At 55.6% G+C, this 23,706-nt stretch carries 31 protein-coding genes and 1 tRNA gene; 26 read left to right on the top strand and 6 right to left on the bottom strand.

What is annotated here, in order from left to right; all coding sequences use genetic code 11:
• Nucleotides 1–3: 3 nt before the first annotated feature.
• From selB to phoU, 3 genes are read right to left on the bottom strand one after another with little or no spacing between them, the layout of a single operon-like run.
• Nucleotides 4–1,887, bottom strand: coding sequence for a selenocysteine-specific translation elongation factor (selB, locus tag H5T64_07490; protein MBC7264190.1), 1,884 nt, complete (start codon nucleotides 1,885–1,887; stop codon nucleotides 4–6).
• Nucleotide 1,888: 1 nt separating this feature from the next.
• The gene (locus H5T64_07485; protein ID MBC7264189.1) at nucleotides 1,889–3,148 is read right to left on the bottom strand and encodes a hypothetical protein; all 1,260 of its coding nucleotides are present in this window, start codon (nucleotides 3,146–3,148) and stop codon (nucleotides 1,889–1,891) included.
• Nucleotides 3,145–3,834, bottom strand: coding sequence for a phosphate signaling complex protein PhoU (phoU, locus tag H5T64_07480; GenBank protein MBC7264188.1), 690 nt, complete (start codon nucleotides 3,832–3,834; stop codon nucleotides 3,145–3,147). Before phoU ends, H5T64_07485 begins: the two co-directional genes overlap by 4 nt.
• Nucleotides 3,835–4,106: 272 nt before the next feature.
• Here phoU and H5T64_07475 point away from each other — a divergent pair, with 272 nt between their 5' ends.
• A complete protein-coding gene (locus H5T64_07475; GenBank protein ID MBC7264187.1) occupies nucleotides 4,107–5,141 on the top strand; it encodes a C1 family peptidase in 1,035 nt (344 codons plus the stop codon).
• A 110-nt stretch (nucleotides 5,142–5,251) separates the two neighbouring features.
• Here the strand turns inward: H5T64_07475 and H5T64_07470 are convergent, their stop codons facing one another.
• Entirely contained in the window at nucleotides 5,252–5,872 is a 621-nt protein-coding gene (locus H5T64_07470) for a DUF2085 domain-containing protein (GenBank protein MBC7264186.1), read from the bottom strand.
• Nucleotides 5,873–6,081: 209 nt separating this feature from the next.
• Here H5T64_07470 and H5T64_07465 point away from each other — a divergent pair, with 209 nt between their 5' ends.
• From H5T64_07465 to H5T64_07345, 25 genes are all read left to right on the top strand, one after another.
• Nucleotides 6,082–6,831, top strand: a complete 750-nt coding sequence (locus H5T64_07465; GenBank protein MBC7264185.1) for a DUF429 domain-containing protein — start codon at nucleotides 6,082–6,084, stop codon at nucleotides 6,829–6,831.
• A 33-nt stretch (nucleotides 6,832–6,864) separates the two neighbouring features.
• Nucleotides 6,865–6,961, top strand: a tRNA-Sec gene (locus H5T64_07460).
• A 246-nt stretch (nucleotides 6,962–7,207) separates the two neighbouring features.
• Nucleotides 7,208–7,612 carry a helix-turn-helix transcriptional regulator gene (locus H5T64_07455; protein ID MBC7264184.1) on the top strand — a complete coding sequence of 135 codons (405 nt, stop codon included), beginning with the start codon at nucleotides 7,208–7,210 and terminating at the stop codon, nucleotides 7,610–7,612.
• A complete protein-coding gene (locus tag H5T64_07450) occupies nucleotides 7,599–8,375 on the top strand; it encodes a DUF364 domain-containing protein (protein MBC7264183.1) in 777 nt (258 codons plus the stop codon). Before H5T64_07455 ends, H5T64_07450 begins: the two co-directional genes overlap by 14 nt.
• A complete protein-coding gene (locus tag H5T64_07445) occupies nucleotides 8,372–9,229 on the top strand; it encodes an ATP-binding protein (GenBank protein MBC7264182.1) in 858 nt (285 codons plus the stop codon). Before H5T64_07450 ends, H5T64_07445 begins: the two co-directional genes overlap by 4 nt.
• On the top strand, nucleotides 9,226–10,143 hold the full coding sequence (locus tag H5T64_07440) for an ATP-binding protein (GenBank protein ID MBC7264181.1): 918 nt from the start codon (nucleotides 9,226–9,228) through the stop codon (nucleotides 10,141–10,143). Before H5T64_07445 ends, H5T64_07440 begins: the two co-directional genes overlap by 4 nt.
• Nucleotides 10,144–10,241: 98 nt before the next feature.
• Nucleotides 10,242–11,309 (top strand): Mrp/NBP35 family ATP-binding protein, encoded by a 1,068-nt coding sequence (locus tag H5T64_07435; protein MBC7264180.1) that lies wholly within the window; start codon nucleotides 10,242–10,244, stop codon nucleotides 11,307–11,309.
• A 35-nt stretch (nucleotides 11,310–11,344) separates the two neighbouring features.
• Nucleotides 11,345–11,752: a dinitrogenase iron-molybdenum cofactor biosynthesis protein gene (locus H5T64_07430; protein MBC7264179.1), complete on the top strand. Its 408-nt coding sequence runs from the start codon at nucleotides 11,345–11,347 to the stop codon at nucleotides 11,750–11,752.
• Nucleotides 11,753–12,027: 275 nt separating this feature from the next.
• Complete coding sequence (locus tag H5T64_07425; protein MBC7264178.1) at nucleotides 12,028–12,336, top strand: DUF5320 domain-containing protein; 309 nt, start codon at nucleotides 12,028–12,030, stop codon at nucleotides 12,334–12,336.
• A gap of 122 nt (nucleotides 12,337–12,458) precedes the next feature.
• Nucleotides 12,459–13,031 carry a DUF5320 family protein gene (locus tag H5T64_07420; protein MBC7264177.1) on the top strand — a complete coding sequence of 191 codons (573 nt, stop codon included), beginning with the start codon at nucleotides 12,459–12,461 and terminating at the stop codon, nucleotides 13,029–13,031.
• On the top strand, nucleotides 13,028–13,801 hold the full coding sequence (locus H5T64_07415) for a radical SAM protein (protein MBC7264176.1): 774 nt from the start codon (nucleotides 13,028–13,030) through the stop codon (nucleotides 13,799–13,801). The genes H5T64_07420 and H5T64_07415 overlap by 4 nt, the downstream gene beginning before the upstream one ends.
• Nucleotides 13,798–14,319, top strand: coding sequence for a 4Fe-4S binding protein (locus tag H5T64_07410; GenBank protein ID MBC7264175.1), 522 nt, complete (start codon nucleotides 13,798–13,800; stop codon nucleotides 14,317–14,319). Before H5T64_07415 ends, H5T64_07410 begins: the two co-directional genes overlap by 4 nt.
• 53 nt (nucleotides 14,320–14,372) lie before the next feature.
• Nucleotides 14,373–14,708, top strand: coding sequence for a cupin domain-containing protein (locus H5T64_07405; protein ID MBC7264174.1), 336 nt, complete (start codon nucleotides 14,373–14,375; stop codon nucleotides 14,706–14,708).
• 110 nt (nucleotides 14,709–14,818) lie between these two features.
• Nucleotides 14,819–15,235: an iron-sulfur cluster assembly scaffold protein gene (locus H5T64_07400; protein ID MBC7264173.1), complete on the top strand. Its 417-nt coding sequence runs from the start codon at nucleotides 14,819–14,821 to the stop codon at nucleotides 15,233–15,235.
• An 11-nt stretch (nucleotides 15,236–15,246) separates the two neighbouring features.
• Nucleotides 15,247–15,486 carry a zinc ribbon domain-containing protein gene (locus tag H5T64_07395; protein MBC7264172.1) on the top strand — a complete coding sequence of 80 codons (240 nt, stop codon included), beginning with the start codon at nucleotides 15,247–15,249 and terminating at the stop codon, nucleotides 15,484–15,486.
• Between the two features lie 340 nt (nucleotides 15,487–15,826).
• Complete coding sequence (locus H5T64_07390) at nucleotides 15,827–16,618, top strand: zinc ABC transporter substrate-binding protein (protein ID MBC7264171.1); 792 nt, start codon at nucleotides 15,827–15,829, stop codon at nucleotides 16,616–16,618.
• A 47-nt stretch (nucleotides 16,619–16,665) separates the two neighbouring features.
• Entirely contained in the window at nucleotides 16,666–17,460 is a 795-nt protein-coding gene (locus H5T64_07385; GenBank protein MBC7264170.1) for a metal ABC transporter ATP-binding protein, read from the top strand.
• Entirely contained in the window at nucleotides 17,370–18,284 is a 915-nt protein-coding gene (locus H5T64_07380; GenBank protein MBC7264169.1) for a metal ABC transporter permease, read from the top strand. Before H5T64_07385 ends, H5T64_07380 begins: the two co-directional genes overlap by 91 nt.
• Nucleotides 18,285–18,500: 216 nt before the next feature.
• Complete coding sequence (locus H5T64_07375) at nucleotides 18,501–18,980, top strand: Hsp20/alpha crystallin family protein (protein ID MBC7264168.1); 480 nt, start codon at nucleotides 18,501–18,503, stop codon at nucleotides 18,978–18,980.
• An 85-nt stretch (nucleotides 18,981–19,065) separates the two neighbouring features.
• A complete protein-coding gene (locus H5T64_07370) occupies nucleotides 19,066–19,461 on the top strand; it encodes a Neelaredoxin (GenBank protein MBC7264167.1) in 396 nt (131 codons plus the stop codon).
• A 123-nt stretch (nucleotides 19,462–19,584) separates the two neighbouring features.
• Nucleotides 19,585–19,911, top strand: a complete 327-nt coding sequence (locus H5T64_07365) for a Rubrerythrin (protein ID MBC7264166.1) — start codon at nucleotides 19,585–19,587, stop codon at nucleotides 19,909–19,911.
• 161 nt (nucleotides 19,912–20,072) lie between these two features.
• Nucleotides 20,073–20,897, top strand: a complete 825-nt coding sequence (locus H5T64_07360; protein ID MBC7264165.1) for an MBL fold metallo-hydrolase — start codon at nucleotides 20,073–20,075, stop codon at nucleotides 20,895–20,897.
• Nucleotides 20,898–20,982: 85 nt separating this feature from the next.
• Nucleotides 20,983–21,444, top strand: a complete 462-nt coding sequence (locus H5T64_07355) for a transcriptional repressor (GenBank protein MBC7264164.1) — start codon at nucleotides 20,983–20,985, stop codon at nucleotides 21,442–21,444.
• 30 nt (nucleotides 21,445–21,474) lie between these two features.
• Complete coding sequence (locus H5T64_07350) at nucleotides 21,475–21,678, top strand: CooT family nickel-binding protein (protein ID MBC7264163.1); 204 nt, start codon at nucleotides 21,475–21,477, stop codon at nucleotides 21,676–21,678.
• Between the two features lies 1 nt (nucleotide 21,679).
• A complete protein-coding gene (locus tag H5T64_07345) occupies nucleotides 21,680–21,925 on the top strand; it encodes a hypothetical protein (protein MBC7264162.1) in 246 nt (81 codons plus the stop codon).
• Between the two features lie 16 nt (nucleotides 21,926–21,941).
• On the opposite strand, the gene H5T64_07340 is transcribed toward H5T64_07345, so the two are convergent.
• Together H5T64_07340 and H5T64_07335 are read right to left on the bottom strand one after the other, a co-directional pair.
• The gene (locus H5T64_07340; protein MBC7264161.1) at nucleotides 21,942–23,186 is read right to left on the bottom strand and encodes a glycosyltransferase; all 1,245 of its coding nucleotides are present in this window, start codon (nucleotides 23,184–23,186) and stop codon (nucleotides 21,942–21,944) included.
• Between the two features lie 85 nt (nucleotides 23,187–23,271).
• The coding region (locus tag H5T64_07335; GenBank protein ID MBC7264160.1) for a type I glyceraldehyde-3-phosphate dehydrogenase at nucleotides 23,272–23,706 on the bottom strand (435 nt) is incomplete at its 5' end.

The following is a 23,706-nucleotide window of genomic DNA, read 5'->3' as shown; positions in this document are numbered from 1 at the left end:
CCCTCATCGCAACACCCGTTCGTCACCTACCCGCCGGGTAACCCGCTGCTCGTCCAAATATTCTAATAGCGCCTGAGCGTATTTCCGGCTCGTGCCGAACATATCGCGCACCTGAGCCAAAGTGATCTTGCCCTCGGTGCGAATGCGACGCACAACGGCCTCGACCATCCTTTCATAGACTTCGGTGCGGAAAACCACAGAATCGCTCAATCGGATCAAGGTCTTGTTTTCGAACAATGTGGCCAGTACATCCGGCCCGACTGCCTGCTCGCACTCGGCATAAGAAGGTGGGGCGTACGGCTCCCGGTCAAATGCGGCCAACAAATCGTTCACCCTGGCCTGTTGCTCCTGGCTCAACTGCACCCGGTGATCGGCCAAACGCACTGTCCCTTGGCCCTCGACTATTATCCCTTTGGAGACTGCCATTGCCAATACATCTTGGAACAGCCGCGTAGCCAGGCCTAACCGGCTTTTGAGTTCTTCGCGCGGCATCCCCACCCGCAAAGGATACTGACGATGATAATTGGCCAACACCGCGCTCAGCCGTTCCTCCAGCACTGACCAACCGGCCGTGGTGACCACATAGCTGGCACTGGACAGGCCATTCCCAAAGACGATGATCTGCCCGCTCTGGTGTAGAGCAGAGAGTGCACCTTCAGCCTCCGCGGGATTCAGCCCACTCGCCTCCATTAGTTCTGCGACCTCCACTGGCCCCAAGCGTTCCAGCGTGCTAAGCAATATTTCCTGCGGCGTCCCATGAACCAACTGTTCCAGCCGGGCGATCACCTCCGGACGAAAGCGTCGGTATCGTCGTGAAGGATGAGGATCGACAATGGTGCCACCCCCAAGGGTTAGGCTGGGCGAGGCTTGACGAACAATGAATCGGCCCTGACGGGCGGCCACGATAGGCTCCTCAGTGCGCAATTGGACCCAGCCCTCCTCTCCGGGAAGGAGTTCTCGGTGCTCTAATAATCGCACCCTTGCTGACACAACAGCCGCATCGAGAAACAGATCCACAGATGCATCGTGGCGCAGCGGCTTCGGAGCACTCGGGAGCAGCCGTAAGCGGGCATCCACCAACTGAGTCGGCTCAAACAAGCCAGGTAGAGTCAGTACCTGCCCCCGTGCCAACTGCTCAGTGGAGACGCCTGTCAGGTTCACAGCCACACGACTGGATGGCTTGGCCACATCAATTTTCGTCTTGTGGCTTTGCAGACCCCGGATACGAGTATGAATACCTGGCGGCAGGATCTCGACTTCCTGCCCGATGTGCAACTGACCATCCAGCAATGTACCGGTGACCACTGTCCCGAAGCCGGCTACAGTGAAAACGCGGTCAATGGGCAACCGAGGGCGACCCAAATCCGCAGGCTCCGGCACATTGCTCAAGATGCGTTCCAGTTCAGCCAGTAGCTCTGGCAGCCCATAGCCCGTTTTCGCTGAAACCGGGATGATGGCTGCGTTTGCCAATGTTGTCCCCGCAAACAATTCGGATATATCGGCTTCTACTAAAGCCAGCCATTCAGGATCGTTTACAAGGTCGCTTTTGGTAAGGGCCACTACACCATTGTGCACCCCCAGCAAATCCAGGATGGCCAGGTGCTCACGTGTCTGGGGCATCACTCCCTCATCGGCAGCGATCACAAATAGTGCCACATCTATTCCACCCACACCAGCCAACATATTCTTGATGAAATCCTCATGGCCGGGCACATCCACAATGCTGACTTCCAAGCCGCTGGGCAGAGTGAGCCATGCAAAGCCCAGGTCAATGGTCATCTCCCGTTCCTTCTCTTCACGGAGCCGGTCCGGGTCAATACCCGTCAGAGCCTTTACCAAGGTAGATTTGCCGTGGTCCACATGGCCCGCAGTACCAAGGACATGCATATTAACGTTCTCTGTTCTCCTCCATTAATCGGTTGTACAACTCGATTTGCTCTTGGAGCGTGCCCCTCCACGCTTGCCACACCTTCGCAATCGCCTCGGACAACTCAACAGCCCGCGCGTTCAGATCAGCATGAAGTCCATCAAGGTTCGCTGATATCTCTTGCCACCCCCGCTCCAAGCGTGAGAGGCGTTCGTCCTGTGCACCATCGAGCTTCGCTTGCCTGTCCTGCCACTCGAGCAGTTCGTTCTTTTGGCGCTCTGTGGCAACGCGCTGTAGTTCGCGCATCTCATCTTGTTGCTGGCGCATGGATTTCTCGATCTCAAGCAGATCAAACAAGGTCTTCTTGTTCCGCTCGTAAAGTTCCAAGAACATCTCGTACTGCTTGCGCCAGTTCGCCATTTCATCACGCCAGCCAGCCACGGTGGCGTCCGTCTCGGTGATCATGGTCTTCATCCGCTGGAGCGCAAGTTGCATAGACTCGAGCGCTTGGGCCTGCTCTCGCTTGTTCACATCAAAAGCCTCGCGAAGAGCCCCAATGTGCTGATCATAGCGAGTGCTCTGGCTATCCATACGGCTCTCGAGAGCATCAGCCCTGGCGCGCAAAGTCCTAACCGCCTCTTGAACTTCGCCCAGTCGCTGGTTGGCGCCCCCAACGGTCTCCATCAAGAAAGCCAGGCGCTCGTCGTGATTGCTGCCTTTACGACTCAGAGTGTCTACTCGCTGCTCCAGGTTCGTGAGCCGCTGGTTCACAGATCCTTGGAACTCCAATAGCAACGCGATGTGTTCGTTCTGCTCCCTGTTTTGGCTTGCCAAGGCCTCAGCCTGCGCCGCCAATCGTCCCACCTCGTTGATCAGTCGCTCATTGGAAAGGCGGATGGGTTCGATAGCGCGCTCGAATTCCGGCATCGCATCCACCTTGTGCTGAAGCGTCGCCAAAGTGCGTTTGAACTGCTCATTCAGAGCCTTTGCTTCTCGCGCTTTCTGTTCCTCAGAGATGCGTCTCTCCTCGCGCAGCCCTTCTACCTGATTGGCCAACTCCGCCCGCAGGTTTTGGATCGCAGCCTCGAACTGAGCATAGCGAGCCAACTCTCCTTGCAAGCGCGTCATTTCCCCTTGGAGGCTTTGGAGCCTCTGGGTCTGTTCCTCCAGGACAATGGACTGGCTTTTTACTGTGGCCTGCAACTCGGATAGAAGAGCCTTATCCTTACGTCGCTCTTCCTCGAGCCAATTTAATAGTCGGATGGCTTCTTCGAGGTTCATTTTCGCCCTTCCGCTTCGTGACGCTGGCGTTCTGGATTCAGTTCTGCCACATCGCCTGTCACCAAGAATACGATCCGCTCTCCCAGATTCGTAGCCCGATCCGCGATGCGTTCCAGGTTGTGGGCCACCCAAAGCAAGTAAGTCGCACGAGTGATGATGCGCGGGTCGCCCATCATGAGAACAAGGAGTTCCCGAAATATTTGATCGTAGAGTGCATCCATCTCGTCGTCTTCGGCGGCAATGGCTTTGGCACGTGTTATGTCCCGGTCCACAAAGGCTTGCAATTCCTGTTTGAGCATCCAACGGGCTTTCTCTGCCATGCGCGGGATATCAATGAGCGGTTTGATATGAGGCTGATCGGCTAAACGAATGGCCAATTCCGCGATTCCCTCGGCGTGATCGCCCATGCGCTCCATTTCATAGGCCATGATGACCACGCTCAGGATGAAACGCAAATCGCCAGCCATCGGCTGCTGGGTGGCAATGAGTGCCAGGCACTTCTCCTCCAGATTGCGGTGTGCCTGGTTAATCTGCATATCGCCTGCTATAACCTCGTGGGCCAAGTCCACGTTGCGGTCCACCAGTGCCTGAACTGCCTGCGCAATAGCACTGTCTACCCGGCTTCCCATCGCGAGCAAGTCGTCTCGCATTTCGGTGAGTTGTTTCTGAAAATCCACCCTGATCATCACAACCTCCCATACGGTTTTCACTGGGCCAAGTCACTTGCCTCACATTATATCACTAATTGACCGTTACGCAAAGCCATCCCCCAACAATCACCCAGCGTCTCCTAACCCTCTTTATCTCTCGCCTCTCCTGTTCGTTACACTGGAGAGTGCTCCCCAGATTCGGCCGTATACTTTTCACTTAACTTTTACGTTACCATTACGCTACTAATATGTAACTTATTGTATAATTTTAATACACAAATTAGGCTCTCGTGCAGGATGGTGAGACGATGAAAACCCGAATTGCGCTCGCAATACTCTTAGTTTGCACGCTCCTGCTGGCACTGCCTGCCTCACCAGCCTATGCGGAAAGGCCGGATGTGCTGCCGACGGAGTCTCTATTATCTTCTGTGAACGAAGGAGAGGCTTTGCCCGCTCCCCAAGCAACGGAGATGCTCCCCTCTGCTGTGGATTGGAGCAAATACCTACCACCTGTTGCCGGGCAGCGAAGCCGAGCCGACTGCACTGCCTGGGCTGTGGCGTACTACTACAAGGGTTTTCAAGAGAACAAGGAACGAGGTTGGGACCCCGCCCGGCCCGAACATCAATTTAGCCCGAGTTTTATATATAACCAGCGGACCACGAGCAACTGCAAATACAATGCCGGCATGACCGTCCCCAACGCCATGGAAATTATCCGCTCCCGAGGAGCAGCAACGCTGGATGCCTTCCCTTACACGCCCACCGATATCTGCACAGGTCCTACTGAGACGCACTTGGCCCAGGCCTGGCAATACCGAGTCGATGGCTACGGTTACCTCTTCCGAGGAAAAGGCAATGCGAACATCGATGTGCTGAAACGTCACTTGGCTCGCGGGGATGGTTTTGTGCTTACCATCTCTGTATATCCATCTTTCTATTTCGCCAGCCGAAATAACCCCCTGGTTAGTCCACCTCAGTCCAATGAACAGGTGTTAGGATACCATGTTGTCTTTGTCGTTGGTTATGACGATTCGTTGCAAGCGTTCAAAATCGTAAATTCGTGGGGGCCCTACTGGGGAGCGAAAGGCTTCGCCTACCTTTCCTACGACTACGTCGCACGCTGTGGCTGGGAAGCCTGGGCTATGACCGATCACACAGAGGAACTCGCTGCGGTGGACCATCACGAAACGAAGGCTATGCTAATGCCACAAGTAGTGACCCTCCAGGCCGAAGATTACAGCACTGAGAGCAACCCCTCTAACCCAGATGAGCCTGAGATGTTGTCAATGGGACTCAACGTGGGTCGCTCTCGCGCGATTTTGAAAGCGGAAGTACCGCGCTGATCCCCAGGCGCGGGAAATTCGAGTGCGTTTACCTGATAATAGGAGCAGTCCATATGCCCCTCCCTTAGCATATAAGGAGGGGCTTTCCACTGCATTGGGGTGGCAGCCTCCTACCGATATGCAGTAGTTGCGGCTAGATATTTTCCCGCCGTCCGTTGGACCGCTCTCATCCCCGCTTCCACCATTGGGTACACCAACCACACGGTGGCTATAGAGAAAAGAACCCCCGTCAGGAGACGAAGCCACCAAGTGCTCTCATACAGACCAAGCAACTGGGCAGATCCATCAATGACCATTGGCAGGATAAGCAGCAGATAATATCGAACAGAAAGAGGCCGCAAGCGCTCTCTTAGGAGAGCGAAGATCAAGCCTGCCAGGAGGAGTCCTCCGTAGATGCCGATATCCCGTTCGCAAATGGCCAACCGAAACCCGATCGCTGTGTTGCCCACATAGCGCCTGGGCACATCAGGGCCGACTAATCTGACAAGTTCTCTCAGAGAGTAAGTGAACTGTGGGCCAAAAAGGAAAAAGGATCGCTCCGGCTGCTGGTGGCAGAAGGGAATGAAGGCCGTGTAGAGAAGTCGCCCCAGCTGGCTGAGACCCAATTCCATCGCTAAGGGTGCGATAAAGGACAACCCAATGAGTAGACCTATCGCTATATTCACCATCGCTAGCCAGTGGCTGGCAATAACATAAACCACTCGATTTAGACAGCGATTCACTTTGTTCATTTACGAAGCCGTCGCTATTTTTCTAATGTACAGTACATCCCTCTTGCAAATCACTCCGCATACCACCTCGCAGTCTTAGTTAATACTACTCCACGCCCCACGATTTAGCAATTCATGGATAAGCAATGTAATATCTACACCAGCGACGAGCATTAATCACAGCAGCTCATTCGCCTGCTGCCTCCATATGGAGAACTAAGGGACTAGGAATGCGATTCATCGGGATTGATCTGGCTTGGTCTGAACGAAATGAGTCAAGCATCGTTGCCATCGAAGAGGGACGCATGGCCGCAGTGGTTCCTCGAGCAGGAAGAAACTCAGAAATAGTCTCAGCGGTGGTAGCGATGGCAGGGAGCGGCCCTGCGTGGGTAGCGGTAGATGCACCCCTCATCGTGCCGAACCAGACCGGCACGCGCCCTTGTGACCGGCTCATCACCCAGAAATTCGGACGATTCCAGGCTGGAACATACCCTGCCAATCGACAGCGACGTGGTGGTGCCGTCCGCGGCGAGCGGATTGCCAAGGCTCTGGCCAAATACGGCTTTGTCCAGACGCTGAACCTGGCGCGCGGGGAAAAATCGCGGCGTATATTTGAGGTCTATCCCCATCCAGCCATGATCTCCATATTTCGCTTGGAGCGCACGCTGAAGTACAAACGCGGCGACTACACCAGGCGTTACGAAGGGCTCCGGCAATTACAAAAATACTTGGGCAGGCTGCAAGTGGCCACACCAGCCATAGATCTGGGCATGGATCTGATCGATCGGCCAATTGAGGGGTTACGTGGCCGGGCCCTAAAAACCTATGAGGATACACTGGACGCTGCCTTCTGTGCCTACATCGCCTATTATTGCTGGTACTGGGGACCCGAAGGATACGAAGTCTACGGCGATTTGGAATTTGGGTATATCATTGTACCGATGACATCGTGGATGCGTGCGCAATCAGGGGAACTTTGACGAGCGAGACAAAAGGGATATAATAGAGAGCGTGGGAGTGGTTGAGTCCCGGTGGGCTCCGCGGTCTTCAAAACCGTCTGGGGGGTGCTGCTGAGGCAGCCTCGGTGGGTTCGACTCCCATCCACTCCCGTGATTGTTTGCATCAAAAGGCCCGGTACTTTGATTTGTGAATCACCGGGCCTTTTGATTCCTCCTTGAGCCTCCTGCAATGCAAAGAGCGCAACACAGCCACCACCAATAAGGACGAGATTATCCCCATGTTCTCCGAACGCTTGCATCCCTCAGGCGTCTGCGTGTTTTTGGACTTGACAAAATAGCACTTCTGTTGTATACTATATGCACAATGCAAATAGTCAAAGGCACTTAGGAGAAAGTTATGCCTGGTAGAGCATATGGCAGGCGAGGCAGACCAAGAGGTCATTTCCAGCGCGGTCGGATATATCGTTTTGTCGAGCCTTGTCTCCTGTTACTATTGCACCAAGGGTGCACCCATGGGTACGATCTCGTGAGGGCGCTTGCCGAATTTGGGTTTGGCGAAAGCCCATGGGATCCCAGCGTGGTGTACCGCCGGCTGCAAGCCATGGAGGAGGCAGGTCTCGTCAGTTCGATGTGGGATGATGACAGCCAGGGCCCGCCTCGCCGAGTGTATTGTCTTACTGCGGAAGGCGATCGGCACCTCGCGCGTTGGATAGAAGAACTACGCATAATAGATCGAGTCTTGCACACCTTCCTCACCGCCCATGACGAACACATGCAGGAGGGAGCAGGTGCCTATCATTGAAGACTTGCTTGCTAGTTTACGAGAAGATAGACCAGTGCAGGACGTCTGCATTGGGGCATTCTGGACGGCGGTGGTAAGCAGTCGCTGTGGCTTGGCCTCGACACTGCGCGATGACGACCATTGCCACCGCGGCCCTGTCAGAGAAGCCGGCCATCTGCTGGAACGAAGCGCTTTGGAATTGTCAACTATGGTGCGTTCGAACAGCCTCCTAGAGGCTAGTATCGGCATGGCAGCCATCAATTCACTGCTGGAGGTGGACGAGAATCTCTGCATCGAACTAAATGCTGAGGAATTAATCCGAGAGCGTGGGACGGGCAAACAGGTTGCTATTGTAGGTCATTTTCCATTCACGCCGCGGATCCGCGATTGGGCCAGGCAACTATGGGTGCTGGAACTGAAGCCGCGCGGCGATGAATTGCCGGCCGAACAGGCGCCTGCTGTATTGCCCCAGGCTGACGTGGTTGCCATTACGGGGACTTCACTGATCAACCATACCTTCGACAAATTGATGGCACTTTGCCGTCCAGACGCATTTGTCGTCGTCCTCGGAGCCAGCACGCCATTATCACCGCTGCTCTTTGAGTACGGAGTCCACGCAATAGCGGGTACTGTGGTGATGGACAATCAGGCTGTGCTGAGATGCGTCAGCCAGGGAGCCACCTTTCCCCAGTTAGCAGGGGTCAGGCTGTTGACGATGTTAAAAGGAAAGACAGAAGGAACTCGCAGTTGTACTCGCGAACGTTCCATACGGGGGGAAGAATGATCATCACTGTAGCCAGCGGCAAAGGAGGAACTGGCAAGACGACTGTGGCGACCAGCCTGGCGCTCGCTTTGCAGGAGCACCTGGCCGTCCAGTTTCTGGATTGCGATGTAGAGGACCCGAACGCCCACCTGTACCTGCGACCAACCATCCAGCGAAGAGAGGAGGTGGGTGTCTCTCTCCCAGTGGTGGATTTTGCTCTCTGCGATTATTGCGGGCGCTGTGCGGAGGTCTGTGCCTATCACGCCATCGCAGTGGTCGGGCAGAAATTGCTGATCTTCCCGGAACTCTGCCATGGCTGTGGGAGTTGCATCCTGAACTGTCCTCAAAAAGCGATGCACGAAGAGCCAAGGCCAGTTGGCATCATCGAGGAAGGTCAGGCAGGTCCGATTGCCTTCGCCCAAGGCATCCTAAATGTGGGCGAACCAATGGCCACGCCCGTTATACGCCAACTTAAGAAGCGCCTCCAAGAATGCCAACCGGGGGTTGTCTCTATCTTGGACGCGCCTCCCGGCACTGCTTGCCCGGTAGTGGAAAGTCTTCGCGGAGCCGATTTCGCCCTCCTTGTCACCGAGCCCACGCCATTCGGCCTCCACGACCTGCGGCTGGCAGTCGAGGTGGCGCGCGACACGTTGGGCTTGCCCGTCGGTGTGGTCATAAACCGTGACGGTGTTGGTAATACCGGGGTGGAAGATTATTGCACCGCTGAGGGCATCCCTGTCCTAATGCGCATTCCTCTCGACAGGCGTATCGCAGCCCCATGCTCAGACGGTGTGCCCCTGGTGGAGGCATTTCCTTCGTATCGAGAGCATTTCCAAGATCTCTACAACTGGATTGTGAGGGTGCAATTGGGGTGAAGCAAATCGTTGTCCTGAGTGGAAAAGGTGGGACTGGGAAAACCACCATCGCTGCTGCCCTGGCTCATCTGGCATCCCGGGAGATGTCCATCGTCTTGGCCGATGCCGATGTGGACGCAGCCAACCTGGAACTGGTGCTGGCTCCAGAGGTGCAGGAGAGCCAAGACTTTGTTGGAGGGCAGGTGGCGGTGATCAACCCGCAAACATGTATCGCCTGTGGCGTCTGCGCAGAGGTCTGTCGTTTCGGGGCCGTTGTGCGAGAGGAAAACGGTTATCGTGTGGACCGCATTCCCTGCGAGGGATGTGCCGCCTGTTTCTACCAGTGTCCCGCCAATGCCATCTCTATGGAGAACTCGGTGGATGGCCGCTGGTTCCAGTCCCGTACCCGCTTTGGACTGCTGTTCCATGCCCATCTCATTGCGGCCCGCGAGAATTCAGGCAAACTAGTGAGTTTGGTCAAGCAACGGGCACGATTGGCAGCACTGGAGGATCACAGCGACCTCCTCATCGTGGACGGCCCACCAGGCATCGGCTGCCCGGTCATCGCCGCTGCGACGGGGGCTGATTTAGCTCTCCTAATAACTGAACCCACCATCTCAGGTGCACATGACCTGGCGCGTATATTGGCATTGACAGAGCATTTTAGGATACAGGCCTTGGTGTGCATCAACAAAGCCGACATCAACCCAAGACGAGCCAAGGAAGTGGCTCACTTCTGCACAGAAAGGGGCGTCCCTCTGGCTGGGTGCCTTCCTTACGATATGGTGGTTACTGAGGCAATGGTGCATGGGGTCCCAGTAAGCGAATACACCGATGGACCCGTGACACAGGAACTGATTCGAATATGGCAGCAAGTGAAAGACCATGTTTTGGTGAGGAGCGCAGAGACCCTGAGCAATGGCTATATCCCTTGAGAGGGAGTTTAGTTTTGTGTTTTTAGTCAACCCGGACTCGCTGTCGTTGCGATCAAGGAGCGAGTTCCTAAACCTGAAAGATCCACAAAGGAGGATGCATGATCACTGAGCAAAAAATTCGTGAAGCGCTGAAAGGGGTGATAGATCCTGAGCTAAGAAAAAGCATCGTCGAGTTGGGGATGGTGCGTGATATTGTGGTGAAGGACGGGAAAGTGCGCTTTCGCCTAGCACTGACCACACTGGCCTGCCCTCTTAAGGACAAAATTGTCCAGGATGCCAAGGCCGCGGTACTGGCCCTAGAGAGTGTGCAAGAAGTAGAAGTCGAAGTGACGGAAATGACTGCTGAGGAGCGGGAACAGGTTGTCTCTGCCCAAGAGGCGACCCCGTTGGCAGCACATCTCAATGACATTCGCCACACGATCGCCGTAATGAGTGGAAAGGGAGGCGTAGGCAAATCTTTGGTGACTGCCCTGTTGGCTGTGGGTCTAAGACACGAAGGACATAGAGTGGGCATTCTCGATGCCGACATCACCGGCCCCAGTATTCCAAAAATGTTCGGCTTGGCAGACAGGCCAAGTCAGAGCCCTTTGGGCATCCTCCCGGTGCGAAGCAAACTAGGCATCGGGATCATGTCCATCAACTTGTTGCTCCCCTTCGAGGACGCTGCCGTGATCTGGCGCGGCCCCTTGATCAGTGGGGCGATCAAACAATTCTGGGGCGATGTTTTCTGGGGTGATCTGGACTACCTGCTGGTAGACCTACCACCAGGCACGGCTGACGCGCCTCTCACCGTGATGCAAAGCCTGCCGCTGAATGGGGTAGTGTTAGTTACCTCACCCCAGGAATTGGCGGGCATGGTGGTCCGCAAGGCCGCGCAAATGGCCTCGCAGCTACAGGTACCTATCCTGGGCCTAATTGAGAACATGAGTTACTTCCAGTGCCCGGACAACGACCAGCCTTACGATATCTTCGGCCCCAGCCACGCCGAAGAGACCGCCAGGCGGCTGGGAGTACCTTTATTAGGTCGGTTGCCAATCGAACCCCGCCTCTCGCAATTATGCGACCAGGGGGCGATTGAGGCATACCCAACAGAAACCTTCGCACCCATCGTCGCACGATTGATCGAGGTAATACCGGAGCGGAAAACAACACCGCTCTTCAGTTAGCAGTGGAAAACGCAAATTCTAAACAGGAGGGAACTATGAAAATCGCCGCTGTGACGGAAGATGGGGTGACTATCAGTCAGCACTTTGGCCGCGCCCCTTTCTATCTCGTCCTGACCATCGAGGACGGAAAAATCGTTGCCCGTGAAACCCGCGACAAGATGGGCCATGCCCAGTTTGCTGGTCAGCCACAGGCCGAAGAGGCCCACAGGGCCGACCCGCGTGGTCACGGCTTTGATGCAGCCGCGCAGAGCCGCCACACGCGGATGGCCGCCGCCATCGCCGATTGCCAAGTGCTTCTGGCCCGTGGGATGGGGGCGGGGGCCTATGAAAGTATGAGGCAGTACGGAATCACGCCGATCATTACCGATATCCCGGATGTCGAGACAGCAGTCCGAGCCTACATAGATGGCACGATCGTGGATCATACCGAACTGTTGCACTGAGAGAAGAGGAGGTGATGAAGATGGCAAGGTTCGGTCGAGGGGCCAGAGGGTTCGGAAGAGGGTATTGGCCTGGCGCAGGCCTTACTCGTGGGCTCGGCATAGGGCGAGGAATGGGCAACCCCTATCCCTATTGCCGCTCCTTCCCATGGCTCCCGCGCCGATGGTGGGCCATAGGAATGAGCCCTTATGCTGGAGTGCCATACCCTCCGCTCCGTTACCCGCCTCTCCAGCGATAGGTTTGCAAATGAAAAACAGAAGAGAAAGGAGGGATACCCGTGCGACACCGATGGTTGTACTACGCTACAGGGCAGCCCGGCTGGATGCGCTTCGGCTTTAGCCCCGGCTGGGTGGGACGGAGCGCCAGTGGCCTGGGACCCTGCGCTGAGTACTTGATGACCGGTCGTTGGCCCACCCCAGCGATGGCTGCGTGGGGGGCACCGATGTGGCCTTTCGCAGCCCCAGCGCCCGGCGCTATGTCGCCACAGCAAGAGGCCCAGATGCTGAAATCACAAGCAGAAGCCCTGAAAGCACAACTGGATGCCATTACAAAGCGCATCGAGGAATTAGAAAAACAAGCCACATAACCCCATAGAGGCGGGGATGACGGTGATTGTTCAGCCGTCATCCCCACACCCACTCGAAAATTGTCTGCTAGTTCGGGGATTCTGTAGGGAAAACCCGTCATGCAATGGAAAGGAGGAGTTTCATGAAAATCGCCGTAAGTGCTACTGGCACCGACCTTGGGGCAGAAGTTGCTCCAGTGTTCGGTCGCTGTCCCTACTACTTGTTTGTAGATACAGATACGATGCAGTTCGAGGCTGTGCAGAACCCGACTGTCTCGGCCCCAGGGGGTGCTGGCATCCAGGCAGCCCAATTTGTCATCAGTCGCGGCGCGCGGGCTGTCTTGACCGGCAACGTGGGACCGAATGCCTTTGGGGTTTTTCAGGCCGCAGGGGTCTCCATTTACCCGATCGCAGGAGGCACTGTGCAGGAGGCCATCAGTGCCTACAAAGAGGGTCGCTTGCAGGCCCTGGGTGGAGCCACAGCCAGTCCGTACGCGGGTATGGGAATGGGCTGGGGCGGGAGACGCGGTATGGGAGGCAGATGGAGTGCGGGGACAGAGGGGGGCATGACACCGCCGGCACCACTCACTTCATCCCCAACATCCCTCCGCCAGGAAGAACTCTCCGCCTTGCGAGAAATGGCCTCGGACCTCCAAAAGCGACTGGATGAGGTCATGGAGCGGCTGAAGAAATTGGAAGGGGAGTCTAAGCAGTGAGCCTACTTTACGGGCCGGTGCCTTCCTGGCGACTGGGGCGTTCATTGGGAGTGGACCCAATCTCCGCCTCGGGCAAGACCTGTTCATTCGACTGCATCTACTGCCAGTTAGGACGGACCAAGCATGGGATCTCAGAGCGGCGGCCATTTGTCGAACCATCCCGATTGGCAGAGGAACTATCCGCCATCCATGACCTACCTATAGATTACGTGACCTTTTCGGGGACAGGGGAGCCCACTCTTGCTGCTAACTTGGCGGATCTGGTGGCGGTAGTGCGAGAGGCCCTGCCCGACTGTCCTATCGCTATCTTGACGAACGCCTCTCTAATGCCTCGGAGAGACGTGCGGCGGGATTTAGCCCTCTTTGACACTGTGGTCGCGAAAGTGGACGCACCGGATGACGCGTTGTTACGCCAAATCAATCGTCCCTTCGCTCCGTACAACCTAGCCCATATCCTATTGGGTATCAGACGGTTCCGGGAGGAATTCGGGGGAAAACTGGCCTTACAAATGATGTTCATCGAAGCCAACCGTACCCGAGCAAGGGAGATGGCTGAGATCGCGCGGGGGCTTTCACCCGATGAGGTGCAACTGAACACGCCGCTGCGGCCCAGCCCAGAGCGGCCTTTAAGCCCGGCGGCGATGGAGCAGATTGAGAGGGCCTTTGCAGGATTGCCAGTTCTGAACGTATACCGAGCAGAGCGGCCGGCGGTGATGCCCCTGGATGAGGGGGAAATGCGGCGGAGGCGACCGGCGGAAAGGGTCGAATGATAGGGGTCATTGCTCATGTCGGCTACTTCTTGGCTTTGGCACCAAATGAATTACTCAAAACGAGAGGTACGCGTGTAATGATATATGTGCAGCCCGATAAATGTGCTGGCTGTAGCACCTGCATAGAGGTCTGCCCGGTTGAGGCCATCCACCTAGTGGATGGCGTGGCAACCATCGAACAGGAGAAGTGTACTGAATGCCAAGCCTGTGTGACTGCATGTCCAGAGGGAGCCATCCAAGTCATAACTGAACCGGTCCATCTTCCGGTGGCACAGACTGGCCCTGGGGTAATCCAGATCACATCCTATCCGACTTCCCGCTCCCCGCAGGCCAAAATCGTGCCCGCCCTGGGCGCAATGGCCTCCCTCGTCAGGCGAGAGATCGTGCCCCGTCTGGGTCCTTACTTGCTCGATATCCTAGCCCGGCGGTTAGGCCATCCAGGCCCCAGAGTTGGAGGAGGCCCCCCATCGGCCACGGAGACGGGCCACCGTTTCCGCCTGCGTCGTCGAGGCCGGTGACTCATTAAGGTGTCCTAGATGTCAGTACATAAATTCTTCTAAGGAGACGAAGCATGCAAATCAAACACGCAATGGACGTCCTGGCCGAACCAATCGAGAATGTGCCAGGAGTAACAATTCGCTGGCTGTGGGCTGAGGCCGATGGCGCACCCACTTTTGCTCTGCGCATGTTCGAGGTGCAGCCCAATGCTTCCACGCCATATCACGCTCACCCTTACGAGCACCAGGTGTTCATCCTGAGTGGGCAGGCTAAGTTACGAGGCGCGAACCAAGAGCAAACTCTCTCGGTCGGCGACACCGCACTGGTACTGCCTAACGAATTGCACCAGTTCAGCAATGCCGGACTAGAGACATTGCGTTTCCTGTGTGCTATCCCGCTGCGCAGATAAAGTCATCCCGTATCATCGCCCAGCGAACCAGATAGCGGCGCGACAGGGATCCCGAATCTGGCAAGTGAAGTACGTCTGAACACGAGCGAGACATCGAGAGGGATCGAGGTATGTATAACGAGAAAGTGTTGGCTCACTTCCAAGAGCCTCGTAATGTAGGTGTCATACAGGATGCTGATGGTGTAGGCCAGTTGGGCGATGCATCCTGTGGTGACGTGTTCATCATGTTCATCAAAGTACAGGACAATCGCCTGGTGGACATCAAATATCTGGTACAAGGTTGCGGGGCTGCCATTGCTACCTGCAGCGCTTTGAGTGAACTGGCGAAGGGGCTCACATTGGAAGAAGCGATGCGCTTAACCGATGATGACATCTCAACGGAACTGGGCGGATTGCCCCTCGAGAAGTTACACTGCTCTAACCTGGCTGCCACCGTGTTACACCGCGCGATTGAGGACTATCGGCGGCGGCAGATGGTTGATTTACATGACTGGCGATCATTGTACACGCGTCGAATGAAGAGATAATGGGAGGCAAAATGCCAATCTACGAATACCGCTGTGACAACTGCGGGGAGCATGTGGAAATTCGATGTCAGCAAGGCGAGGCCACACCTATCTGTCCACACTGTGGCGGCTCTCGCCTTACGAGAGTCTTCTCCGCGCCCTACCTCATAAGTGGGCGGATGCACCGAGAAGCAGGAAAAACATGTTGTGGGCGAGAGGAACGCTGTGTGACACCGCCCTGCTCCGTAGAGGGAAGTTGTCAGCGTGGCTAACACAAGGGATTCTTGCAATTAAGAAACAAAGGAGGTGAATACAATGGCACGTAGACCATCTGGTACAGGGGGCGGCCGTGGTCCTGGCCGCATGGGTGGACCCAAAGCGGCTGGCCCAGGCGGCTACTGTATTTGCCCGAATTGCGGTGAAAAAGTACCCCATAAGGCTGGTCAACCCTGTTACAAAGTGTCTTGTCCGAAATGCGGCAGCAAGATGACGCGTGAGTTGAGTGAACACATGGGACGCTTTCGATCGTGCGTGCTTGTCTGTCTTGCCATATGCCTGTTGAACAGTGCATTGGGGGGCTGCGCACCATCATCGCCAAGGGGCACCGATAAATTGCACGTAGTTGTGAGCATCGCCCCCTTGGCCGACTTCGTTGCCCAAGTGGGAGGTGATCGGGTTACAGTGACCACGCTGATCCCACCCGGGGCCAGCCCACACACCTACGAGCCCACACCCGCACAAGTAAAAGAGGTTGCCCAGGCCCGGTTATTGGTGCTCAACGGCGTGGGATTGGAGTTCTGGGCCGACAAGGTGGTGCAGAGTGCCAGCAATCCCAACCTGATTGTGGTGGACACATCTCAGGGCATTGACATCCTAGAGGGGGATGAGCATGAGCCCACAGGCAACCCTCATATCTGGCTGAACCCGCGAAATGCCATCGTTCAAGTAGAACATATTCGGGATGCCCTCATTCAGGCTGATCCCCCGCACCAGACCGAGTATGAAGCCCGTGCCGCGGCTTACATTGCCCAGTTGGAGGCCTTGGACACAGAATTGGCTGCACGAGTGAGCGGCTGGTCGCAAAAGCAGTTCATCGCCTTTCACCCTGCCTGGATTTACTTCGCCCAGCGTTACGGTCTAAAACAGGTGGCAGTCATCGAGCGGACGCCCGGACGCGAACCATCGCCGGCGGAATTGGCAGAGATTATCAATACAGCACGGCAGATCGGAGCCAGAGCCATTTTCGCTGAACCCCAGTTCTCTGCCAAGGCTGCACAAACCATCGCCGAGGAGACTGGAGCACAGGTGCTCTTCCTCAACCCACTGGGAGAGGAGAAAGAATTTGTCTCTTATCTGGACATGATGCGGTATAATATAGAGCAGATGGAACAGGCGCTGAAATAGAGCAGGATTTAGAGCCAGCGCTTGCCGGAAAGAATGAAGAGAAAATGATGTCGTCTGCACCGCTCATCGAATTGAGGGAAGTAACCGTAACCTATGGTGATCAGCCAGCGTTAGAAAACGTCACTCTGACTGTCTACGCAGGGGAGCACCTAGCATTACTTGGACCCAATGGCTCCGGCAAAACGACCCTCCTAAAGACCATTGTGGGGCTTATCCGCCCGATTTCGGGCACGGTCCGGGTGTTCGGCGTACCGCCCTGGGAACTAGGCAATAAACGCGGGCAGATCGGATATGTGCCGCAAGTCCACCAGATCGATCTCCATTTTCCCCTTCGCGTGTTCGATGCAGTGCTGATGGGGCGTTATGGACGGATCGGGCTGGTGCGTCGCCCGGCGAAAGAGGATCTGGAAGCCACCTGGCGAGCCTTGGAGCGGGTGGGAATAAGACACCTGGCGCGTCGGTCTATCGGACAACTGTCAGGCGGCCAGCGACAGCGGGTTTTCATCGCCCGAGCGCTGGCTACCGAGCCTGCACTGCTTTTGCTGGATGAACCAACCACTGGCGTGGACGTGGCAACCACCGAGAGTTTGTACGAATTCCTAATGTCCCTGCAGAAAGAAGGCCTCACGATAGTAGTGGCTTCGCACGATGTGGGGGTTGTGGCCCAGTACGTAGACCGGGTGGCCTGTCTCAACCGCCAATTAGTTGCCCATGGCAGGCCCGAAGAAGTACTGGGGGGAGAGGTGTTAGAATGCATGTATGGCCCCCAGGCAGCCTTCTTGGGCCATGGCCAAGTGCCCCATATGGTAGTGGCCCGACCACCCCACCAGCGGGGAGAATAGAGATCGTGTTCGATATACTGACCTACACCTTTATGCAACGTGCCCTACTGGCCTCGGTGCTCATTGGCACAGTATGTGCTACCATCGGGGTTTATGTTGTTTTGAGAGGTCTATCCTTTATTGGCGCAGGTATTTCCCACGCCAGTTTTGGTGGAGTCGCGTTGGGGTTCCTGTTAGACATTGACCCAATGTGGACCGCTGTGGTCTTCTGCGTGGCTACTGCCTGGGGAATCGCCTGGGTCAGTTCGCGAAGCAGGGTGAAAGAAGATACAGCGGTTGGCATCTTCTTCGCTGCGACGATGGCTCTGGGGATTCTGCTAATCGGACTCATGCGGGAATACAACGTCGATCTCTTTGGCTATCTGTTTGGCTCTGTCCTGGCTGTCACAACCAGCGACCTTTGGATCAGCGGGTTTCTGGGCTTAGGCGTGCTGACAACGGTGGTGATATTCTTTAAAGAACTCCTATTCATCACCTTTGACCCAGAGATGGCCCAGGTGAGCGGCTTGCCCGCTGGCGCCTTGCACACCTTGTTGCTGACATTGATGGCCTTAAGCATCGTACTCTCCATCAAAGTAGTTGGCATCATTCTCGTCTCAGCGCTCATTGTCATTCCAGCAGCTGCTGCCCACCAACTAACCCGGGACTTTCGCCAAATGATGGGCCTATCCGTACTCATTGGCAACTTATCGGCGGTGGCGGGTCTTTTCTTGTCCTATTGGCTGAATACAGCCTCTGGGGCGACGATAGTGCTGACAGCCACTGTCTTGTTTTTTCTCGCTGCGCTCTTCTCACCCCATCGCCAGTCGGGGACAACAGCGTAGCGGAATCTTGATCCAGACTAGATAAATTGGCATTGTTAGGAACGCAAGAGTGAAATAGTTCCTTCTTCGACTGCATATTCACGATCGTGCTCCCGGTCCTTGATCTGGTCGCATCTGGCTGAAAGAATTTCGGGGCGGGACTCTCTGCAAGGAAACGACGCAGATCGAGCGGCTTTGGAGCGGGATTGTGATCCTACGGAAAGGGAGGTGAGAACCATGGCTGTTGAACGATGGCGACCCAGGTGGTCGCTGCGGGCTTGGGAACCATTCCGAGAAATGGAAGAGGAGATGGAACGCTTCTTCGAGGAATGGCCCTTCCGTGGACGACCTCCATTCCCTTGGTCCCGACGCGCCTTGATGGCACGGGAGTGGACGCCCCGGGTAGATATGTTTGACCGCGAGGACAAGGTGATTGTCAAAGTTGAGTTACCCGGAGTCAAGAGGGAGGATATAGACGTCTCGGTAGTGGGTGGTGTCCTCACTATCAAAGGAGAGCGCAAAGGCGAAGAAAATGTCAGAGATGAAGATTACTACTGCTGCGAGCGCTTCCGTGGCAGTTTTTACCGGGCTATCCAGTTGCCCACGGAGGTAGATGCCGATAGAATTGAGGCCACTTATGCCGATGGCATTCTGGAGATCACCTTGCCCAAAGTACCCGAGATCAAACCGAAAAAGGTCAGCATCACGATCAAATAGCCCCACACTGGAGTCCCGCCCCTGCGAATGGGACAGTCCAATGAGTTCCAAAAACCATGATGAAAATGAAAGGGAGGCAAATGAAATGGCAACACTTGGGGAACGAATTCAAAGCGCCGACTGGAAGAAAGAGAAGCACGTTCCGGTCATCGAGTGCCCAGACCAGGTGAAACCAGGTGAGTTTTTTGAAGTGAAAGTCAGCCTGGGAAAAGAGATCGCCCATCCGAACACAACGGAACATCACATCCGTTGGATCTCGCTGTTCTACCAGCCCGAGGGAGAGAAGTTCATTTATCACGTGGGCCACTTTGAGTTCTCCGCTCACGGTGAGTCTACCGCAGGGCCGAACGAGGGACCAGTGTACACGCATCACGAGGTAACATCCTCGATGAAGATCAGCAAACCCGGTACGCTTCATGCCCTGGCTCTCTGCAACATCCACGGACTATGGGAGAGCACCAAAGAAATTGGGCTGCTCTAACGCCAGTTTGGGGAAAAACGCACAAATGCCCGAAAGGGCTGATGGATGAGTTAGCGGGGTTGCGCCTCGAAACTACTGGCACAGTACCCCTCTACCTACGACTTACAGGAAGGAGCAGAAAAGATGCCCGAGTTCCTCAATCCCTTCAGTGGGAAGTTGCCCGACCGCAAACTCACAACTGAGGAGTTGATTCGGGCCATTCGACTAGACCTTGCTGCCGAGCATGAGGCAGTTCACCTCTATATGGCACATGCGGACGCCACCGACCACCCCTTGGCCAAAAAGGTGTTGATAGATATCGCCAATGAAGAGCGAGTCCACGCTGGGGAATTCAGCCGCCTGCTTGCCATCCTGACGGGGGATGAGGAGAAGTGGTTGGCAGAGGGTGCTAAGGAGGTAGAAGAAATGGCTACCGACCTTGGCACAACCAGGGCGGCCAGCCGCGGCTAATTCCACATCTCTGCGTACAAAAACATACCACGGGATATATCCGGAGAGGTTGTCTCCATGTGCGATTGGGGATAACCTTTGCGAGCCGCTCCTGCAAAAGGCGACTTATGCTGTTCAAAAGCGGCTTCGCACATTCGCAAAAATGTTGTAGGGGAAAACCAGTGAAAGTGACCTGCTTGGTGGACAATGCATCCCTGCGTGGTAGCCGTCTTTGGGCAGAGCACGGGCTATCTTTCCTGATCGAAACGGATGCCGGTCAGATACTCTTCGATGCCGGGCAAAGCGGCAATGTTCTTAGCCATAACCTGGCCGTGATGGGCATAACCCTGGCTAACTTGGATGCCATCGTCCTCAGCCACGGCCACTATGACCATACCGGGGGCCTGAGAGAAGTTCTAGATCGCACTCGCAAGGTTCGTCTGATTGCGCACCCTGCCGTATTCGAAGAGCGCTTCTCGCGGGATGGAGAGAAAGCGCGCTCCATTGGCATGCCTTTCTCTCGGAACTGGCTAGCTAACATGGCCCACCTTGAATTGGTGACACAGCCCCTAGAAGTCCTTCCCAGCGTTTGGACTACGGGGGAGATCTACGAGCGCCCAGAGCCCGAAGGGCGCAGTGCCCGGCATGTAATCCGCGATGGAGAATATTGGACTCCAGACCCTTATCGTGACGATATGGCACTGGTATTATCCACGAGCATAGGGTTAGTCGTGCTGTGTGGCTGCTGCCATGCCGGGTTATTGAACAGCCTGGAGCACGTCCGCCGCACCTTCATTGGCGAGGTCTTTGCCATCGTTGGGGGAACTCATTTGGAAACCGCCGATCATGCCCACCTGGCTCGAGTTATCCATATCCTAAAGGAACTAGGTTCCCCACGGCTCTATTTAAACCATTGCACCGGCGAACGAGCCTTCGTTGCGCTTTCCACAGCCTTTGGCGACGCTGTCTTGCCCTGCCCGGCAGGCACGCTGTTACATTTCAGTTGAGGCCCAAAGGCAGAATTTGGACGGCACAAGAAACGGCGCTAAAATTATTGTTGCTTATAGTTGCAACAACAAATGGAGGAGAGCAATGTCCTGCCAAAGTGCCCTCGTGAAAGAGCTACGTGCGCGAGGATTTCGATTTACTCCCCAGCGGGAGATGATCCTCGAGGCCATGCATCACATGCCCGATTATATGACTGCGGAAGAGATCCACGAGAAGGTACGCACAATAAGTACACGTGTAGATATCGCGACGGTATACCGTACCTTGGAGCTGCTCCAGGAAATGGGATTCGTCAATTCTATCGAGACGGGAGCAAAGGAGCGACGCTATGAACTTGTAGGAGTCGAGCCCTCTCATCCTCATCTCGTCTGTCAGTCTTGTGGAAAGGTGTTGAGAGCCACGTGTTCGGATTTCGAACCCCTAGCATCTCTTCTGGAGGCTACGTACGGCTTCCGAGTAGCGGTTGATCGCCTGAGCATCCTCGGTCGCTGTGCTGCCTGTCGAGACGCCTCCCCTGATGCCCGGGATTCGCAGAAGGGGCAATGAGGATTGGCTCTATAATACAAGGAGCGTGGTATGTGTCAAGCAACCGTCTACCTGATTCAAGAAAGTCAGGAATGCGAGGTTATGCGGGACGTGATCCTGCTGGAGCGCACCGAAAATGGGGTGCGGCTTCACACGTTCTTCGAGGAACCTAAGATGCTACCTGCACAGGTACAACAGGTTGACTTTCTGAAACACACAGTCACTCTGGTAGCGTTGGAAAAGCACGGAGGGTGAAGTGGCTGGATTAGGTGAAATAGAAAAGTTGCGCCTGTTGCTACCCCATTGGATCGAGCACAATGCCGAGCACGCGGCTGAGTTTCGGGAATGGGCCGAACGCGCCCAGCGAGTCAATCAAGGCGATGCCGCGAGGAATATGCACCTTGCGGCTGAATCTCTGGAAGAAGCGAATCGGGCTTTATCCACGGCTCTGGAAAAATTGGGCGGAGTGCCGACGAAAAGCAAGGGCGCTCATGATATTTGAGTGCCATGACCTGCCCTCAAACCAATGTATCCCTGTACAAGGCTGCAATCCGATCCGCCACCAAAGGCCAGCCAAACCCCTGTGCATGCTGCAGTGCATTCACAGATAAACGCTCGCGCAGAGCAGCGTCATTGAGCACAAGTTGCAATTTATCCGCTAGAGCGGATGCGTCGTTCTCTGGCACAAGGAATCCTGTTTTCCCGTCTATGACTGTGTGCATCAAGCCGCCGACCCGGGAGGCAATGACGGGTGTGCCGCAGGCCATAGACTCCAACGCCACCATCCCAAATGACTCATAGCGGGAAGGTACCACAGTTACTGCAGCGGCCGAGTAATAGTACGGCAGTGTATCCTGCGCCCGGGAACCCAGAAACGACAGTACATCCTCGGCACCGACCTCACGCTTGAGTTTCTCCAAACATTCGATTGCCTCACTCAGTGTCTCACCCTCATCCTCCTCCCCACCGATAATGGCGAGATAAGGGCTGGCCGGTCCCTCCTCGCTGTGTCTCTCGCGCAAAAGACAGATGGCTTCCAGCAGTGTCTCCAAGCCCTTCATTGGATCAAGTCGCCCCACAAAGAGGATCATCTGTCGATTAGGCTCTTCCAGCCCTAGTTCGATCCGTGCCCGAGCACAAGGGATGGGGCGAAACAGCTCCAGATCCACGCCCGGCGGGATGACACGCACCTTTTGAGGGTCAGCCCCACATAAATTAATAATCTGTTCTTTGTCCAGTGGCGTCGCGGCCACAATCACGTCGGCAAAATGGGCGATTTCCTCCTCAACTTGAATGCGGATATTAGGTTCGGGCTCAGTCCCCGCAGGCGCAGCGAGATCTTTCATTCGCCCCAGTGTGTGATACATATGGATAATTGGAATGCTAACCCACTCCCTGCTCAATTCTCGCGCTACCCAGCCCGAAAGCCAGTAATGGCTGTGTAGCAAGTCGTACTGTACGCTTTCCTTGCGCACGAAATCGCGCAGGTTCTGAAGAAACTCGGGTAGATGGTCGTAGACAAGCCTCCGGTCATAGGGCCTCTCTGGTCCGGCCGGCAAATGAATGACGCGGACGTTGGGCCATAACTGTCTTACTTTGGGCAAATCCGGGTTTTGCGAACGCGTGTAAATATCCACGCTGAAGCCACGCGGACCGAGGTGGCGGCTAAGTTCGCGCACGTAGACGTTCATCCCGCCGGTTTCTTTGCCGCCCAGTGCAGCCAGAGGACAGGTATGCACACTGAGCATAGCAATACGATACATTCGTCCCTACCGTTGACCAAGATATTAGACACTAAAAGGGGATGGGAAGACGCACCCCACCCCCTTAAATGCTCTTCAATACGACCTAGAACTTCGATGCCATGTAGTGGGTTAGATCGGCGACGCGACAAGAATAGCCCCACTCATTGTCATACCAGGCAACTACCTTCACCATGGTCTCACCAATGACAGCGGTGGTGCGACCATCCACAATAGAGGAACGGGTATCGCCTTTGAAGTCCATAGATACCAGCGGCTCCTCCGTATAGCCCAGGATGCCTTTCAGTTCGCCCTCCGCTGCTTCTCTGAACGCCGCATTCACCTCGGCCGCGGTGACTTTCTTCTGCACCTCACCCACGAAATCCACGATGGACACCGTGGGGGTGGGCACACGCAGCGCCAAACCAGTGAACTTGCCCTTCAGTTCCGGGATGACCAGAGCCACTGCCTCGGCAGCTCCAGTGGTGGTGGGGATGATGTTGAGGGCCGCGGCCCGGGCACGGCGTAGGTCTTTATGGGG

The organism is Chloroflexota bacterium (genome assembly GCA_014360825.1).
GTDB lineage: Bacteria > Chloroflexota > Anaerolineae > UBA2200 > JACIWT01 > JACIWT01.
Note: the sequence above shows the minus strand (reverse complement) of the source record. Positions and strands in the feature narration are given on the sequence as shown.